This window comes from Amycolatopsis orientalis DSM 40040 = KCTC 9412, from assembly GCF_000478275.1.
GTDB classification, from domain to species: Bacteria; Actinomycetota; Actinomycetes; order Mycobacteriales; family Pseudonocardiaceae; genus Amycolatopsis; species Amycolatopsis orientalis.
In genome coordinates this window covers 407,385-422,025 of sequence record NZ_ASJB01000015.1, presented here as the reverse complement: position 1 = coordinate 422,025, position 14,641 = coordinate 407,385, and the positions used below count along the sequence as shown (strand labels likewise).

The 14,641-nt window shown below is 70.7% G+C and carries 11 protein-coding genes; all 11 read left to right on the top strand.

What is annotated here, in order from left to right:
* Nucleotides 1–126: 126 nt before the first annotated feature.
* The 11 genes from rsmH (at nucleotide 127) to L324_RS04345 (ending at nucleotide 14,584) form a co-directional block, all read left to right on the top strand.
* Entirely contained in the window at nucleotides 127–1,086 is a 960-nt protein-coding gene (rsmH, locus tag L324_RS04395) for a 16S rRNA (cytosine(1402)-N(4))-methyltransferase RsmH (protein WP_037304282.1), read from the top strand.
* A complete protein-coding gene (ftsL, locus tag L324_RS04390; RefSeq protein ID WP_037304281.1) occupies nucleotides 1,083–1,799 on the top strand; it encodes a cell division protein FtsL in 717 nt (238 codons plus the stop codon). Before rsmH ends, ftsL begins: the two co-directional genes overlap by 4 nt.
* Nucleotides 1,799–3,727: a peptidoglycan D,D-transpeptidase FtsI family protein gene (locus L324_RS04385; RefSeq protein WP_037304280.1), complete on the top strand. Its 1,929-nt coding sequence runs from the start codon at nucleotides 1,799–1,801 to the stop codon at nucleotides 3,725–3,727. The genes ftsL and L324_RS04385 overlap by 1 nt, the downstream gene beginning before the upstream one ends.
* A gap of 333 nt (nucleotides 3,728–4,060) precedes the next feature.
* A complete protein-coding gene (locus L324_RS04380) occupies nucleotides 4,061–5,566 on the top strand; it encodes a UDP-N-acetylmuramoyl-L-alanyl-D-glutamate--2,6-diaminopimelate ligase (protein WP_037304279.1) in 1,506 nt (501 codons plus the stop codon).
* Nucleotides 5,563–7,095 (top strand): UDP-N-acetylmuramoyl-tripeptide--D-alanyl-D-alanine ligase, encoded by a 1,533-nt coding sequence (locus L324_RS04375; RefSeq protein WP_037304278.1) that lies wholly within the window; start codon nucleotides 5,563–5,565, stop codon nucleotides 7,093–7,095. Before L324_RS04380 ends, L324_RS04375 begins: the two co-directional genes overlap by 4 nt.
* A complete protein-coding gene (gene mraY, locus L324_RS04370) occupies nucleotides 7,092–8,177 on the top strand; it encodes a phospho-N-acetylmuramoyl-pentapeptide-transferase (RefSeq protein ID WP_037304276.1) in 1,086 nt (361 codons plus the stop codon). Before L324_RS04375 ends, mraY begins: the two co-directional genes overlap by 4 nt.
* Nucleotides 8,178–8,180: 3 nt before the next feature.
* Nucleotides 8,181–9,584, top strand: coding sequence for a UDP-N-acetylmuramoyl-L-alanine--D-glutamate ligase (gene murD / locus L324_RS04365; protein WP_037304274.1), 1,404 nt, complete (start codon nucleotides 8,181–8,183; stop codon nucleotides 9,582–9,584).
* Nucleotides 9,571–11,055, top strand: coding sequence for a putative lipid II flippase FtsW (ftsW, locus tag L324_RS04360; protein ID WP_037304272.1), 1,485 nt, complete (start codon nucleotides 9,571–9,573; stop codon nucleotides 11,053–11,055). Before murD ends, ftsW begins: the two co-directional genes overlap by 14 nt.
* Nucleotides 11,052–12,176: an undecaprenyldiphospho-muramoylpentapeptide beta-N-acetylglucosaminyltransferase gene (gene murG, locus L324_RS04355; protein WP_037304270.1), complete on the top strand. Its 1,125-nt coding sequence runs from the start codon at nucleotides 11,052–11,054 to the stop codon at nucleotides 12,174–12,176. The genes ftsW and murG overlap by 4 nt, the downstream gene beginning before the upstream one ends.
* Nucleotides 12,169–13,578, top strand: a complete 1,410-nt coding sequence (gene murC / locus L324_RS04350) for a UDP-N-acetylmuramate--L-alanine ligase (RefSeq protein ID WP_037304268.1) — start codon at nucleotides 12,169–12,171, stop codon at nucleotides 13,576–13,578. The genes murG and murC overlap by 8 nt, the downstream gene beginning before the upstream one ends.
* Nucleotides 13,579–13,756: 178 nt before the next feature.
* Nucleotides 13,757–14,584, top strand: a complete 828-nt coding sequence (locus L324_RS04345; RefSeq protein WP_037304265.1) for a cell division protein FtsQ/DivIB — start codon at nucleotides 13,757–13,759, stop codon at nucleotides 14,582–14,584.
* The last annotated feature ends 57 nt before the right edge of the window (nucleotides 14,585–14,641 follow it).

Sequence of the window (14,641 nt, the reverse complement as noted above, 5' to 3'; positions counted from 1 at the left end):
GCCGTGAGGCCTCTGTCCGCTCAGTGGCCCTGGTACACCTTCCCCGGTACCAGGTCAGCAGGCGGGCGGACAGGGACCTGACGGCATCCGGCATCTTCCCCGGCATGACAGGAAAGGGGGGAAGACATGGCAGACGAACACGAGCACGTTCCGGTGCTGCTGGACCGCATCGTCGAACTGTTCGCACCGGTCTTCTCCGACCGCGAGGCCGTGCTGGTCGACGCGACCGTCGGACTCGGCGGTCATTCCGACGCGCTGCTCACCGCCTTTCCCTCCCTGCGGCTGGTCGCACTCGACCGTGACCCCAACGCGCTGGAACTTTCCGCGCGACGGCTTGCGCAGCATGGGGATCGCGTCGACTTCGTGCACGCCGTCTACGACGAGATGCCGTCCGCGCTGGAAGGCCTCGGACTGTCCAGAGTGGACGGGATCCTGTTCGACCTCGGCGTCTCTTCGATGCAGCTGGACCGGGCCGAACGCGGTTTCGCCTACTCCAAGGACTCCCCGCTCGACATGCGGATGGACCCGACCACCGGGATCACCGCCGCCGACGTGCTCAACACCTACGCGCCGGGCGAGCTGATCCGGATCCTGCGCGACTACGGCGAGGAACGGTTCGCCCAGCGGATCGTCAAAGCCGTCATGGCGGCACGGGAGAAGGAACCCTTCACGCGCAGCGGGCGGCTGGTGGAACTGTTGTACGACGCGGTTCCCGCGGCCAGCAGGCGCACCGGCGGGCATCCGGCGAAGCGCACTTTCCAGGCGTTGCGGATCGAGGTCAACGGCGAACTCGAGGTGCTGCGGCGGGCGATGCCGCGGGCGCTGGCCTCGCTCGCCGTCGGCGGCCGCATCGTCGTGGAGTCCTATCAGTCCCTTGAGGACCGGCTGGTCAAGCAGGCCTTCGCGGAACTGGCGAAATCCCGGACGCCCGAAGGGCTTCCGGTGGAACTCCCGGGTCACGGCCCGGAACTGAAACTGCTCACCAGAGGGGCCGAGAAGGCCGGCGAGGCGGAGACCGAACAGAACCCACGGGCCGCCTCCGTGCGGCTGCGAGCCGCCGAACGGATCGGAGACCGAGCACGATGACCGCTCCCGCGAAGTCCCGCGGCCGCCGGGGTGCACCGGCGCCCGGACGGCGTGCCCGCGCGACCAGCACGGTCGACGAGGCACCGGACACCGCCGCACCCGAAACCGGGACGCCCGGTCGCGCCTCCCGCGGCCGGACGTCGGCGGCCGAACGCGCCTACGCCCGTCGCGCCCAGCGCGCCGACCTGCTGCAGCGCGGCCAGCGGCGCAACCGTCCCGACGCAGAAGGTGGCACGGGCAAGGAAGAGCCGCCCAAGAAGCTCAAGCTGCGCTGGCCGCGCTCGCGCGCGTCGTTCGTGCTGATGATGATGGGCATGCTGGCCGTCGGCGTGGCGTGCACGCTGTGGCTCACCACGCAGGCCATCGCCGACTCGTACCGGCTCGAACAGCTGCGCACGGCCAACGCCGGGCTCGCCGAGGCGAAGGAACGGCTGCAGCGCGAGGTCGCGAAGGCCGAGTCACCCGCTTCACTGGCACCCAAGGCCAGGGAACTGGGCATGGTGCCCGGTGGCGACCCCGCACACATCGTGGTCGGCCCGGATGGACAGTCCACTGTGGTCGGTGAACCGAAGAAGGCGGAAGGGGAAACCGTTCCCGCGCCGCCCGCCGGAGCGGTGCCGCCCGCCGAGGGCACCCAGAACGGCGTGATCGAGGGCGACCAGCCCGCGGTCCCGCACCCGAACGCGGAAACCCAGGCACAGGGAGGTCAGTGATGTCACCCGGCCGTCCGGCGCAGGCCCGGGCGCGGTCGGCGGGAAGCGCGCGGCGGACCTACGCCGCCGGGACTCGCCGTGCCACCGCCCGGCGGGGCAACGGGGGACATCCGAGCCGGTTCACCGGGGTGCGCATCCTGCTGATCATCGTGATGGTGCTCGCCGGCCTCAAACTGGTGCAGGTGCAGTGGTTCGAGGCGGGCGCGCTGTCCGAGGCCGCGGAACGGCAGCGGGCGTCGGTGATCGAAAGTCCCGCGCAGCGCGGGTCCATCATGGACCGCAACGGAACGAAGATCGCGTTCAGCATCGAGGTGCGGACGCTCGCGGTGAGCCTGAACTGGCTGCGCAAGACGATGGACGAGTTCGCCGCGAAGAATCCGGCCAAGGGCAAGAACTTCGAGTCCGAGGTCGCGGGCGCGTCGAAGCTGATCGCGGCCAAGCTGCCGGGGGTGATCACCGAGCAGGAGCTGCTGGACAAGTTCCACAAGCCGGACGGGTTCACCTACCTGGTCCATGACATCGAACCGTCGGTCGCCGAGTCGATCGTCAAGGCGTATCCGTGGATCACCGTCGAGAAGCGCTCGAAGCGGGAGTACCCCGGCGACTCGGTGGGGGCGAACATCATCGGCTACGCGAACTGGCGTACCGACGAGAAGGACATCTCCAAGCACAACCTGCACGGTGGCTACGGCCTCGAAGCCTCGCGGGACAACGACCTCGCCGGAACCCCGGGCCGCAAGATCGTCAACACCCGGAACGGCAACGACAACCTTGTCATCCCCGGGACCGAACGGGACATCCAGAACGCCGTCCCCGGTTCGGATCTGCAGCTGACGATCGACACCGACCTGCAGTACGAACTGCAGCGGCAGCTGAGCGAGTACGTCGTCAAGTCGCGGGCCAAGGGCGGCCAAGCGGTCATCATGGACTCGAAGACCGGCGAGGTCTACGCGCTGGCCAACGACAAGACGGTCAACCTCAACGACCCGGCTTCGCGCAGCGAGACCGAGAACCTGAACAACCGCGCGGTGACCACGCCGTTCGAACCCGGTTCGGTGAACAAGATCGTCACCGCCGCGGGCGCGATCGACGACGGCATCACCACGCCGGAGGCGTCGCTCCCGGTGCCGGGTTCGCTGCAGGTCGCGGACAAGATCGTCAAGGACGCCTGGATCCACGGCACGCAGCAGTTCACCACCACCGGCATCTTCGCGAAGTCGTCGAACGTCGGAACCCTGTTGCTGGCACAGAAGCTCGGCAAAGACCGCTACGCCGAGCTGCTCAAGAAGTTCGGTCTCGGCCAGCGCACCGGTCTCGGCCTGCCCGGTGAGAGCCCGGGTTTCGTACCGCCGCTCAACCAGTGGTACGCCACGACGTTCGGCAACCTGCCGATCGGGCAGGGTCTTTCGATGACCGTCGTGCAGATGGCCGGGATGTACCAGGCCATCGCGAACGACGGGCTGCGCGTGGAACCGCGGGTGGTCAAGGCGAAGGTCAATCCGGACGGGACCGTCGTTCCCGAACCGGCGCCGAAGACCGTGCAGGTCATCAGCCCGCAGGCGGCGAAGACCGTCCGCGACATGATGCGCGCGGTGGTGCAGAGCGGCCGAGGGCTGCAGAGCGGCACCGGACCGAAGGCGGCGCTGGAGGGCTACCAGGTCTCGGGCAAGACGGGCACCGGCCAGCAGGTCGACCCGCAGACGAAGACCTACAGCAACCATCTGTACAACATCACCTTCGCCGGGATCCTGCCCGCCGACAAGCCGCGGTTCGTGGTCGGCATCCGGCTCGACGCGCCGGACACCTCGCTGCCGGGCGGGGGCTCGGCAGCGCCGCTGTTCCACTCGGTGGCCGCCTACCTGGCGCAGCGGTTCCAGATCCCGCTTTCGGACGGCCCGACGCCTCAAGTGCCGCTGATCCTTTCCTGACTGTCCAGGAGCCTCGTGAGTGGTAATGACGGTTCTAACCGTCATTACCACTCACGAGGCCATGATCGTCCTCAAGCGACAGTCGGAAGCCCTTGCGTGCCAAGGAGAGCTCTCGAAACCCATTACCACGGGCATGATCACCTCGCGCACACACCGCACCGCTTCCGTCACCCGAATGCCACGCCGGTAACCTCCTTGGCTGTGTCGGTGCCTACTTCAGATCCCCGCAGCGGTCCCGCCGTCGAAAGCGGGTCCGGCGCGACGGCTGCCCAGGTCCCGGACAGCCCGGTCAAGGCCGTCTCCGCGCCCCCTCGTCCGGCCAGGATCGAGCCGATGCCGCTGGGCACGCTGCTCGCCAGGGCGGGCGCGCGGCTCGTGGTGGACGGCGACGACTACCCGGCCGCGGCCGAGCTGACGGTCACGGGCAGCACGCTGCGCGCGCAGCACGTCCTCCCCGGTGACCTCTTCGCCGCGCTTCCCGGTGCCCGCGCCCACGGCGCGGACTTCAGCGACCAGGCCATCGCCGCCGGCGCGGCCGCCGTGCTCACCGACGAGGCCGGTGCCGAGCGCCCGGTGCTCCGTGACGCGGGCGTGCCGATCCTCGTGCACCCCGACCCGCGTGCCGCCCTCGGCGAGATCGCGGCCTGGATCTACGGCGAACCGTCGCTGGAGCTGTCGGTCCTCGGGATCACCGGGACGTCCGGCAAGACCACGACGTCGTATCTGGTCGACGCCGGCCTCAAGGCGGCCGGGCTCACCACCGGCCTGATCGGCACGGTCGAGACCCGCATCGCGGGCGAGCGGCTGGCCAGCGGGTTCACCACCCCCGAGGCGCCGGATCTGCAGGCGCTCTTCGCGGTGATGGTGGAGCGCGGCGTCACGCACGTCCCGATGGAGGTCTCCAGCCACGCGCTGGCACTGGGCCGGGTCAACGGCACGCGTTTCGCGGTCGGCGCCTTCACCAACCTTTCCCAGGACCACCTGGACTTCCACAAGGACATGGAGGAGTACTTCGCCGCCAAGTCGCTGCTGTTCGACGGCCGCTCCACCGCCGAGGTGGTCGTCGTCGACAGCGCCTGGGGCCACGCCCTCCTGACCCCGCACACGGTGACCGTCTCCACCGAGCCGGGCTCGGACGCGCAGTGGCGCGCCACCGACCTCACGCCCACCCCTGCGGGAGAGCAGACCTTCACCCTCCACGGACCCGAGGGCCTCGCCGCTTCGGCGAAGATCCCGCTGCCTGGCGAGTTCAACGTGGCGAACGCGGTGCTCGCGGCCGCGATCCTCACCACCGCCGGTGTCCCGCTCGACGCCATCGTCGCCGGGCTCGCCGCGGTCGAGGTGCCGGGCCGGATGGAGCGGGTCTATCTCGGCCAGCCGTTCACCGCGGTGGTCGACTACGCGCACAAGCCCGCCGCGGTCGCGCAGGGGCTCGACGCGCTGCGCGCCCGCACCGAGGGCCGGATCATCACCGTCCTCGGCTGCGGCGGCGACCGTGACACCGCGAAGCGCCCGATGATGGGCGAGGCGGCGGTCCGGCGCAGCGAGGTGCTGATCGTGACCGACGACAACCCGCGCTCGGAGGATCCGGCCGCGATCCGGGCGGCCATGCTGGCCGGGGCCCGCAACGCCGGACCGGCGCTGGGCGGCGAGATCCTCGAGATCGCCGACCGCCGTGAGGCCATCGTCCACGCCGTCGAACTCGCCCGGCCCGGCGACATCGTGCTCATCGCGGGCAAGGGCCATGAGACCGGCCAGGAGGTCCAGGGTGTCGTGCACCCGTTCTCCGACCGGGACGAACTCGCCTCCGCCATCCGCAGACGTCTGGAGACACCGTGATCGTGCTCAGCCTGGCCGAGATCGCCGACATCGTCGGCGGCAGGCTGCACCGGACCGACGGCACCGCCGAGGTCACCGGGAGCGTCGAATTCGACACCCGCGAGCTGACCCCCGGTGGACTGTTCGTCGCGCTGCCCGGCGCGCGGGTCGACGGCCATGACCTCGCCGCGAAGGCCGTCGAGGCCGGCGCCGTCGCGGTGCTCGCGGGCCGTGAGGTCGACGCCCCGGCCGTGATCGTGCCGCCGCTGCCCGCCGGTACCGCGCACGATCGCGCGTTCGCGCTGGTCGCCGACAAGGACGGGGCGGGCGCCGCGGTACTGGCCGCGCTGGCCAAACTCGCCCGGCACGTGGTCGAGAAGCTGTCCGGGGACCACCTGTCCGTCGTCGGCGTCACCGGCTCCTCGGGCAAGACCTCCACCAAGGACGTCATCGCCCAGCTGCTGGAGCCGCTCGGCCCGACGGTCGCGCCGCCGGGGTCGTTCAACAACGAACTGGGCCACCCCTGGACGGCGCTGCGGGCCGACGCCTCCACCCGGCACCTCGTGCTGGAGCTGTCCACCCGCGGGCACGGCCACATCGCCGAGCTGGCCGCCATCGCGCCGCCGCGGATCGGGGCCGTGCTGAACGTCGGCACCGCGCACGTCGGCGAGTTCGGCTCCCGTGAGGGCATCGCCAAGGCCAAGGGTGAACTCGTCGAGGCGCTGCCGAGCGCGGAAGACGGCGGCGTCGCGATCCTGAACATCGACGACCCGCTGGTCGCCGCCATGGCGAGCCGCACGAAGGCGCGGGTGGTGTACGTCGGCGAGAGCGCGTCCGCGCACGTCCGCGCCGTGGACGTCACCCTCGACGAGGAGGCGCGGGCGTCGTTCCGCCTGGTGACCCCGTCCGGCGAGGCGCCGGTGAAGCTCCCGTTGTACGGCGAGCACCACGTCGGCAACGTGCTCAGCGCCGCCGCGGTGGCACTGGAACTGGGTTCGACGACCGAGGAGATCGCGGCCCGCCTGTCGGGCCTCGAGCAGCGCTCGGGACGCCGGATGGAGGTCACCACCCGGCCCGACGGCGTCACGGTGCTCAACGACTCGTTCAACGCCAACCCCGAGTCGGTGCGTGCCGCGCTCAAGGCGCTCGCGTCGATGAGCACGGAGCGCCGGTCTTGGGCCGTGCTCGGCGTGATGGCCGACCTCGGCGACGACGCGGTCGAGGCGCACGACGGCATCGGCAGGCTCGTCGTCCGGCTCAACATCGACAAGCTCGTGGTCGTCGGTGAGGCCGCCGCGGCCATGCACCAGGGCGCGCACCAGGAGGGTTCCTGGGGCGAGGAGTCGGTACTGGTACCCGACGTCGAGGCCGCCGTCGCCCTGCTGCATGATCAGCTCCGCGCGGGCGACATCGTGCTGGTGAAGGCGTCCAAGTCCGCCGCGCTGTGGCGGGTGGCCGATGCCCTGCTCGCCTCCCCCGAAACGAACGCTGAATCCCCTGCAGTACCCCCTTCCCCCTCCCAAGAACGCTCGAACGGTGGTGACGCGTGATCAGCATCCTGATCGCGGCCGCGGCGGGCCTGCTGGTCTCCATCCTCCTCACTCCCTATCTGATCCGGGTCTTCTCCCGGCAGGGCTTCGGCCAGGAGATCCGGGAGGAAGGACCGCAGGGACACAAATCCAAGCGCGGTACCCCGACGATGGGCGGTGTCGCGATCATCGTCGCGATGGTCGTCGGGTATTTCGTGGCCCATCTGATCAGCTCGCTCAGCGGCGGCAACGGCACCGGCGGCCCGTCCGCTTCGGGGCTGCTGGTGCTCGGGCTGGCCGTCGGCCTCGGGATCGTCGGGTTCCTCGACGACTTCATCAAGATCCGCAAGCAGCGCAACCTCGGGCTGAACAAGACCGCGAAGCTGGTCGGCCAGCTGGTGGTCACGATCGGTTTCGCGATCCTGGCGCTGCAGTTCGCCGACGAACGCGGGCTCACCCCGGCGTCGGAGAGCCTGTCCTACGTGCGGGACCTCGCGCTGATCACCTTCCCGTCGGTGTTCTTCGTGATCTTCTGCTACGTCGTCATCTCGGGCTGGTCGAACGCGGTGAACTTCACCGACGGCCTCGACGGTCTCGCCGGCGGCACCGCGGCGATGGTGCTGGCGACCTACGTCGTCATCGCCTTCTGGCAGACCCGCCTCTCGTGCGCGGTCACCCCGCAGGCCGCCTGCTACGACGTCCGTGACCCGCTGGACCTGGCCGTGGTGGCCGCCGCGGCGACCGGCGCCTGCGTCGGTTTCCTCTGGTGGAACGCCGCCCCGGCGAAGATCTTCATGGGCGACACCGGTTCGCTCGCGCTCGGTGGCCTCGTCGCCGGCCTGTCGATGACCACCCGCACCGAACTGCTCGCCATCGTCATCGGCGGTCTGTTCATGGTCGAGATGATCTCGGTGGTCGCGCAGATCGCGGTGTTCCGGACGACCCGGCGACGGCTGTTCCGGATGGCCCCGTTCCATCACCACTTCGAACTCGCGGGCTGGGCCGAGACCACGGTCATCATCCGGTTCTGGCTGCTCTCGGCCATCTGCTGCATGTTCGGTCTCGGCCTGTTCTACAGCGAGCAACTCGGCCTCGGGGGTTAAGCGGTGGAGCTCGCCGGGCGTCACGTCCTCGTCGCCGGAGCCGGGGTCACCGGCACGTCCATCGTCCCCGTCCTGAAGGACCTGGGGGCGCGGATCACCGTCACCGACGGCAACGCCGGACGGCTGGCGGAACTCGAAGGGCTCGGTGCGGAACTCGTGCCGGGCCTGACGGAGCCGCCCGAAGGCGTCGAGCTGGTCGTGACCAGTCCCGGCTGGAAACCGACGTCGCCGTTGCTGGTGGCGGCGGCCGAGGCGGGGATCGAGGTGATCGGCGACGTCGAGCTGGCGTGGCGGGTCGGGCAGCTGCGCGACAAGCCGCCGGTCTGGCTCGCGATCACCGGGACCAACGGCAAGACCACCACGGTCGGGATGCTGGAGTCGATCCTGCGCACCGCCGGGGTCGACGCCGTGGCCTGCGGGAACGTCGGTTTCGCGGTACTCGACGCGGTGCGGGCCGGGCACGAGGTGCTCGCCGTCGAGCTGTCGAGCTTCCAGCTGCACTGGTCGTCGACGCTGGCTCCGCTCGCCTCGGTGGTGCTGAACCTGGCCGAGGACCACCTCGACTGGCATGGCTCGATGGCCGAGTACGCGGCCGCGAAGGGCCGCATCCACGCCCATTCGGCGAACGTGGTGCACAACATCGGCGAGGAGTGGTCCGTCCGGCTCGCCGACGAGTACGCGCCCGACGGCGCCCGCCGCGTCGCCTTCGGCATGGACACCCCGCGCCCCGGTGAACTCGGGATCGTCGAGGATCTGCTGGTCGACCGCGCCTTCGTCGCCGACCCGGCGACCACCGCCGACGAACTCGGCACCCTGGCCGACGTGCGCCCCGCCGGTCCGCACAACGTCGCCAACGCGCTCGCCGCGGCGGCGCTGGCCCGCGCGTACGGCGTCACCGGCGAGGACGTCGCCAAGGGCCTGCGGGAGTACCGCCCCGCCCCGCACCGGGCCGAGGAGATCGGCGAGATCGACGGCGTCCGGTACATCAATGACTCCAAGGCCACCAACCCGCACGCGGCGAGTGGTTCGCTGCGCGCGCATCTCTCCGTCGTCTGGATCGCCGGGGGCCAGCTCAAGGGCGCCTCGGTGGACGAACTGGTCGGCTCGATCGCGGGAAGACTGCGCGGAGTCGTCCTGTTCGGCGTTGATTCACCCGTGATCGCCGCCGCTGTTGCGCGACACGCGCCGGATGTCCCGGTCAACAGCCTCCCTTCGGGTGACGATGACACCATGACTGCGGCGGTGAAGGCGGCCCGCGCCCTGGCGCGCCCTGGAGATGTGGTGCTGCTGGCCCCCGCCGCGGCGTCGTTGGACATGTACCGCTCCTATGGCGAGCGCGGCGACGCGTTCGCCCGTGCGGTCCGTGTCCTGCGCGACGGTGCGGGGGAGACCAGTGACGGCGGTTGAGGAGAAAAAGGGCCAGCCGGCGCCACGGCAGCGCAAGTCCCGTGAACGCAAGGAAAGCCCGTTCGTCGCCTTCCGCACCGCGCTGACGGCCTGGCTTTCGCGGCCGCTCGCCTCGTTCCACCTGGTACTGGCGCTCACCGGCGTGCTGACCGTGATCGGCATCGTGATGGTGCTTTCGGCGTCGTCGGTCGCTTCGTACAACCCGAAGACCGGCAGCGGCGTCTACGCGCAGTTCAGCAAGCACATCCTGTTCGTCGCCATCGGCTCTGTGGTGTTCTGGGTCGGCCTGCGGATCCCGCTGGAACGCGTCCGGCGTCTTTCGGCGACGATGACCGTCGTCTGCCTCGGCCTGCTCACGCTGGTGCTGACCCCGCTGGGATCCACCGTCAACGGCTCGCAGGGCTGGTTCATGTTCGGCGGGTTCGCCTTCCAGCCGGTCGAGGCGGCCAAGCTCGCGCTCGCCTTCTGGGGCGCGCACATCCTGGTGATCAAGTACAACATCATCAACCAGTGGCGGCATCTGCTCGTCCCGGTGGTGCCGATCGCGCTGCTGATGTTCGCGCTGGTCATGATGCAGCCGGACCTCGGCGGCACGATCACGCTGGCGGTGGTGCTGCTGGCCCTGCTGTGGTTCGCGGGCGCGCCGAAACGGCTGTTCGGCGTGATCCTCGCCGGCGGGCTCGTCGGGGTGCTGGTGCTCGCCATCATCGCCCCGTACCGGCTGCGGCGGGTCATGTCGTTCGTCTCCGGCGACCCGGACACCAGCGCCGACGGTTTCCAGGCCAACCAGGCGAAACTCGCGCTCGCCGACGGCGGGCTCTTCGGCAAGGGACTCGGGCAGGGCCAGTCCAACTGGGGCTATCTGCCGAACGTGCAGAACGACTTCATCTTCGCCCTGATCGGTGAGGAACTCGGCTTCATCGGCTGTGTGGTGGTGCTGGCGCTGTTCGCCGGGGTCGCCATCGTGGGGCTGCGGATCGCGGCCCGCAACCTCGACCCGTGGATCCGCATCGTGGCGGGCACGCTGACCGTCTTCCTGGTCGCGCAGGCGGGGATCAACATCGGCTACGTGGTCGGCCTGCTGCCGGTCACCGGGGTCACGCTGCCGCTGATCTCCTACGGCGGGACGTCGCTGGTGATCACCATGCTCATCATGGGCGTCCTGGCCAACGCCGCCCGGCACGAACCGGAGGCGGTGGCCGCACTGCGTTCGCAGGGGCCGGGTAAATTCGGACGCCTGCTGAGGCTTCCCGCGCCCGACCCGTACCGCCCGCCCGCCAAGCGCAAGGGCGCCGCGGCCAGGGGAGGCGCCGCCAAGGCGGCGAGGCCCGCGCCGAGGACGGCGAGGCCTTCGCCCGCCCAGGAGCGGCGCCGCTCGGTGCGGGAACCCGGCAGAAGGACGGCCGCACGTACGGCGGTGAACCGCGGTACCGCGAAACGGGGTACCGCAAATCGGAGAGGTCATAGGTGAGTAACCCCGTTAAGGGAGCCGAGAGATCCGCCGCGGGCAAAGCGCCGGTGGTCGTGGTCGCCGGGGGCGGCACCGCAGGACACATCGAACCAGCACTCGCGCTCGCCGACGCCGTGATGCGCCTGCGTCCCGACGCGAAGGTGATCGCGCTGGGGACCGAGCGCGGTCTGGAGACCAAGCTCGTCCCGGCGCGTGGCTATCCGCTGGAGCTGATCCCGCCGGTGCCGATGCCGCGCAAGCCGACGCCTGAGCTGCTGAAGATGCCGCTGAAGGTCCGCGACGCGGTCAAGCGCACCCGTGCCGTCCTGGACCGGGTCGGCGCGGACGTCGTCGTCGGCTTCGGCGGCTATGTCGCGCTCCCGGCGTACCTCGCCGCACGCGGCCGCACCCCGATCGTCGTGCACGAGGCCAACAAGGCGGCGGGCCTGGCGAACCGGGTCGGCGCGCGGTTCGCCGCCCGCGTCGCGGTCGCCGTCCCGGGGACGCCGCTGCCGAAGGCCGAGGTCGTCGGCATCCCGCTGCGTCACTCCATCACCTCGCTCGACCGGGCCGCGCTGCGTGCCGAGGCCCGGGAGTTCTTCGGGCTCGACCCGGATGTCCCGACGCTGCTGGTCTTCGGCGGTTCGCAGGGCGCGGTGTCGATCAACGGCGCGGTCTCGGCCGCGGCCAAGGAGTTCGCGGACGCCGGTGTCGGCGTCCTGCACGCCCACGGCCCGAAGAACACGCTGGTCGTCCAGGAGTTCCCCGGCAGGCCCGCGTACGTCCCGGTGCCGTACCTGGAGCGGATGGACCTCGCCTACGCCGCCGCCGACGCGGTGCTGTGCCGCTCCGGCGCGATGACCGTCGCCGAGGTCACCTCCGTGGGCCTGCCCGCGGTGTTCGTCCCGCTGCCCTACGGCAACGGCGAACAGGCGAGCAACGCCCAGCCCGCGGTCGACGCGGGTGCCGCGCTGATGGTGACCGACGCCGACCTCACCGCCGCCAAGATCGCCGAGCTGGTGATCCCGCTGGTCGCCGACGCCGACAGGGTCGCGAAGATGAGTGCGGCCGCGGTCGGTCTCGGCCACCGCCAGGCCGACGAGACCCTTGCCAAGATCGTGCTGGAGGTAGCCGGTGCCTGACAACCTCCCGGACACGCTCACGCGTGCCCACCTGATCGGGATCGGCGGCGCCGGGATGAGCGGCATCGCCCGTATCCTGCTGGCCCGCGGGGCCCAGGTCTCGGGGTCCGACGCGAAGGAGTCGCGCGCGTTCCTGTCGTTGCGTGCCCAGGGCGCCGAGATCGCCATCGGCCAGCGCGCCGAGAACCTCGACGCGTTCCCGGAGGGCCCGTCCTCGGTGATCGTGTCGACCGCGATCAAGGAGACCAACCCGGAACTGGCGGCCGCGCGGGAACGCGGGATCACCGTCCTGCACCGCGCGCAGGCGCTGGCCGGGCTGATGGGCGGCCACCGCGTCGCGTGCATCGCCGGGACGCACGGCAAGACGTCGACGACGTCGATGCTGACCGTCGCGCTGCAGCACTGCCGGCTCGACCCGTCGTTCGCCATCGGCGGCGACCTCAACGAGTCGGGCGCGAACGCCCACCACGGCGAGGGTGGCCTCTTCGTCGCCGAAGCCGACGAGAGCGACGGGTCGTTCCTGGCCTACTCGCCGACGGTCGCCGTGGTGACCAACGTCGAACCGGACCACCTGGACCACCACGGCACGGCCGAGGCGTACGTCTCGGTGTTCACCGACTTCCTCGGCCGGATCGAACCGGGCGGGCTGCTCGTCGTCTGCGGTGACGACGAGGGAGCGGACAAACTGGGCTCGCAGGCGGAGGAACGCGGCATCCGCGTCCGCCGCTACGGCCGTTCGGTCACCGGCGCGGACGACGCGAAGGTGCTGGACTACACGCCTGCCCCCGAAGGTGGCGTCGTGCGTATCTCCTTGCAGGGCAAGGAAATCGACCTCCGCGTCGCGGTGCCGGGTGAGCATATGGCGCTGAACGCGATCGCCGCGCTGCTCGCCGGGATCGAACTCGGCGCGCCGGTCGAGGGCCTCGCCGAAGGGCTCGCCGCGTTCGGCGGTGTCCGGCGCCGGTTCGAGTTCAAGGGCCGCTCCGGCGACGTCCGGGTGTACGACGACTACGCGCATCACCCGACCGAGGTCGACGCGCAGCTGCGCGCGGTCCGGACGGCTGCCGGTTCCGGCCGGGTCATCGTGGTCTTCCAGCCGCATCTGTACTCGCGCACGAAGACGTTCTCGAAGGAGTTCGCGACCGCGCTGTCGCTGGCCGACGAGGTCATCGTGCTGGACGTGTTCGGTGCCCGCGAGGAGCCGGAACCCGGCGTGAGCGGCGCGCTCATCGCCGACCAGATCTCCGGCCCCGCCGTGCACTACCAGCCCGCGTTCGACGTCGCGGCGAAGCTCGCGGCGGATCTGGTCAAACCCGGCGACCTGCTGGTGACCATGGGCGCCGGCGACGTCACGCAGCTCGGCCCGGAGATCCTGGCCGAACTGGACCGGCGGGCGGGCTAGCCATGTCTCCCAAGGCGCGCTTTCGGATTCCCGTAGCCGGGCCGCGGCATCGCCTGTCCACTCGCGAGGCCAGGTCGGCGGCCCGCCTCCGCGAATCCGAGGCCTCCGGCCGAAAAGAACCGCGCGCGCGTACCCTCACCCAACCTGTCCACCTCAGTTCGGGAGGCACGCTTCAGCCATGACGCAGACCGGGGAACGCCGCCGCCCGGCCGAACCCGGTCGGCGTCCGCGTACCGAACGAGACAAGCGGGTCAAACGGGTCGAGGGGGCGAAGGCCCGGCGCGGCAGGCGGTCCGCCCCGGATCGTCGCCGGATCACCCGGCCGGTCCGGCGCAAGGAGATGCGGCGGCGGTGGGTCGCGCTGCTCTCGGTGCTGACCGTCATCGCCCTCGTCTACCTGCTGTGGTTCAGCTCGATGCTGGGCGTGCGGCAGGTCGACGTCGTCGGCGCGAACTCCGTGCCCGCGGACCAGATCCGCGCCACGGCGGCGGTGCCGGACCAGAAACCGATGCTGCGCCTGGACACCGACGAGATCCGCGACCGGGTGGCGCAGATGCCCGGGATCGCCACCGTCGACGTCTCCCGGTCCTGGCCGGGCACCCTCGAGATCACCGTGACCGAACGGGCGGCCATCGCGTTCTTCGACAGCGGCCCCGGCGGCGACGGGGTGCACCTCGTCGACGGCGGGGGAGTGGTGTTCAAGACGGTCAAGGAACGGCTCGCGGGGCTGCCCGAGCTGAAGCTGATGTCGGTGTCGGCGGACGACCCGGTGACCCGTGCGGTGACCGGGGTCCTCGGCGTGATCCCGCAACAGCTGCTGAAGCAGGTCACCACGGCGACGGCGAAGACGCCCGGCAGCGTCGAGTTCACCCTGGCCGACGGGAAGACGGTGCGGTGGGGGACCTCGGCCGACACCGAACGCAAGGCGAAGGTGCTCGCCGCGCTCCTCACCCGCGAGGGCAAGGTCTTCGACGTCTCGGCGCCGGACCTGCCCACCGTCTCCTGACCGCGTTTAGCCCGCTAAACGCGATCCTTGCGCACGCACCTACCGCATTTAGTCCTC

What these genes read in the sequence shown, in the direction of transcription:
- rsmH (WP_037304282.1), top strand. Translation starts at nt 127, where the DNA reads ATGGCAGACGAACACGAGCACGTTCCGGTGCTGCTGGACCGCATCGTC.
- ftsL (WP_037304281.1), top strand. Translation starts at nt 1,083, where the DNA reads ATGACCGCTCCCGCGAAGTCCCGCGGCCGCCGGGGTGCACCGGCGCCC.
- L324_RS04385 (WP_037304280.1), top strand. Translation starts at nt 1,799, where the DNA reads ATGTCACCCGGCCGTCCGGCGCAGGCCCGGGCGCGGTCGGCGGGAAGC.
- L324_RS04380 (WP_037304279.1), top strand. Translation starts at nt 4,061, where the DNA reads ATGCCGCTGGGCACGCTGCTCGCCAGGGCGGGCGCGCGGCTCGTGGTG.
- L324_RS04345 (WP_037304265.1), top strand. Translation starts at nt 13,757, where the DNA reads ATGACGCAGACCGGGGAACGCCGCCGCCCGGCCGAACCCGGTCGGCGT.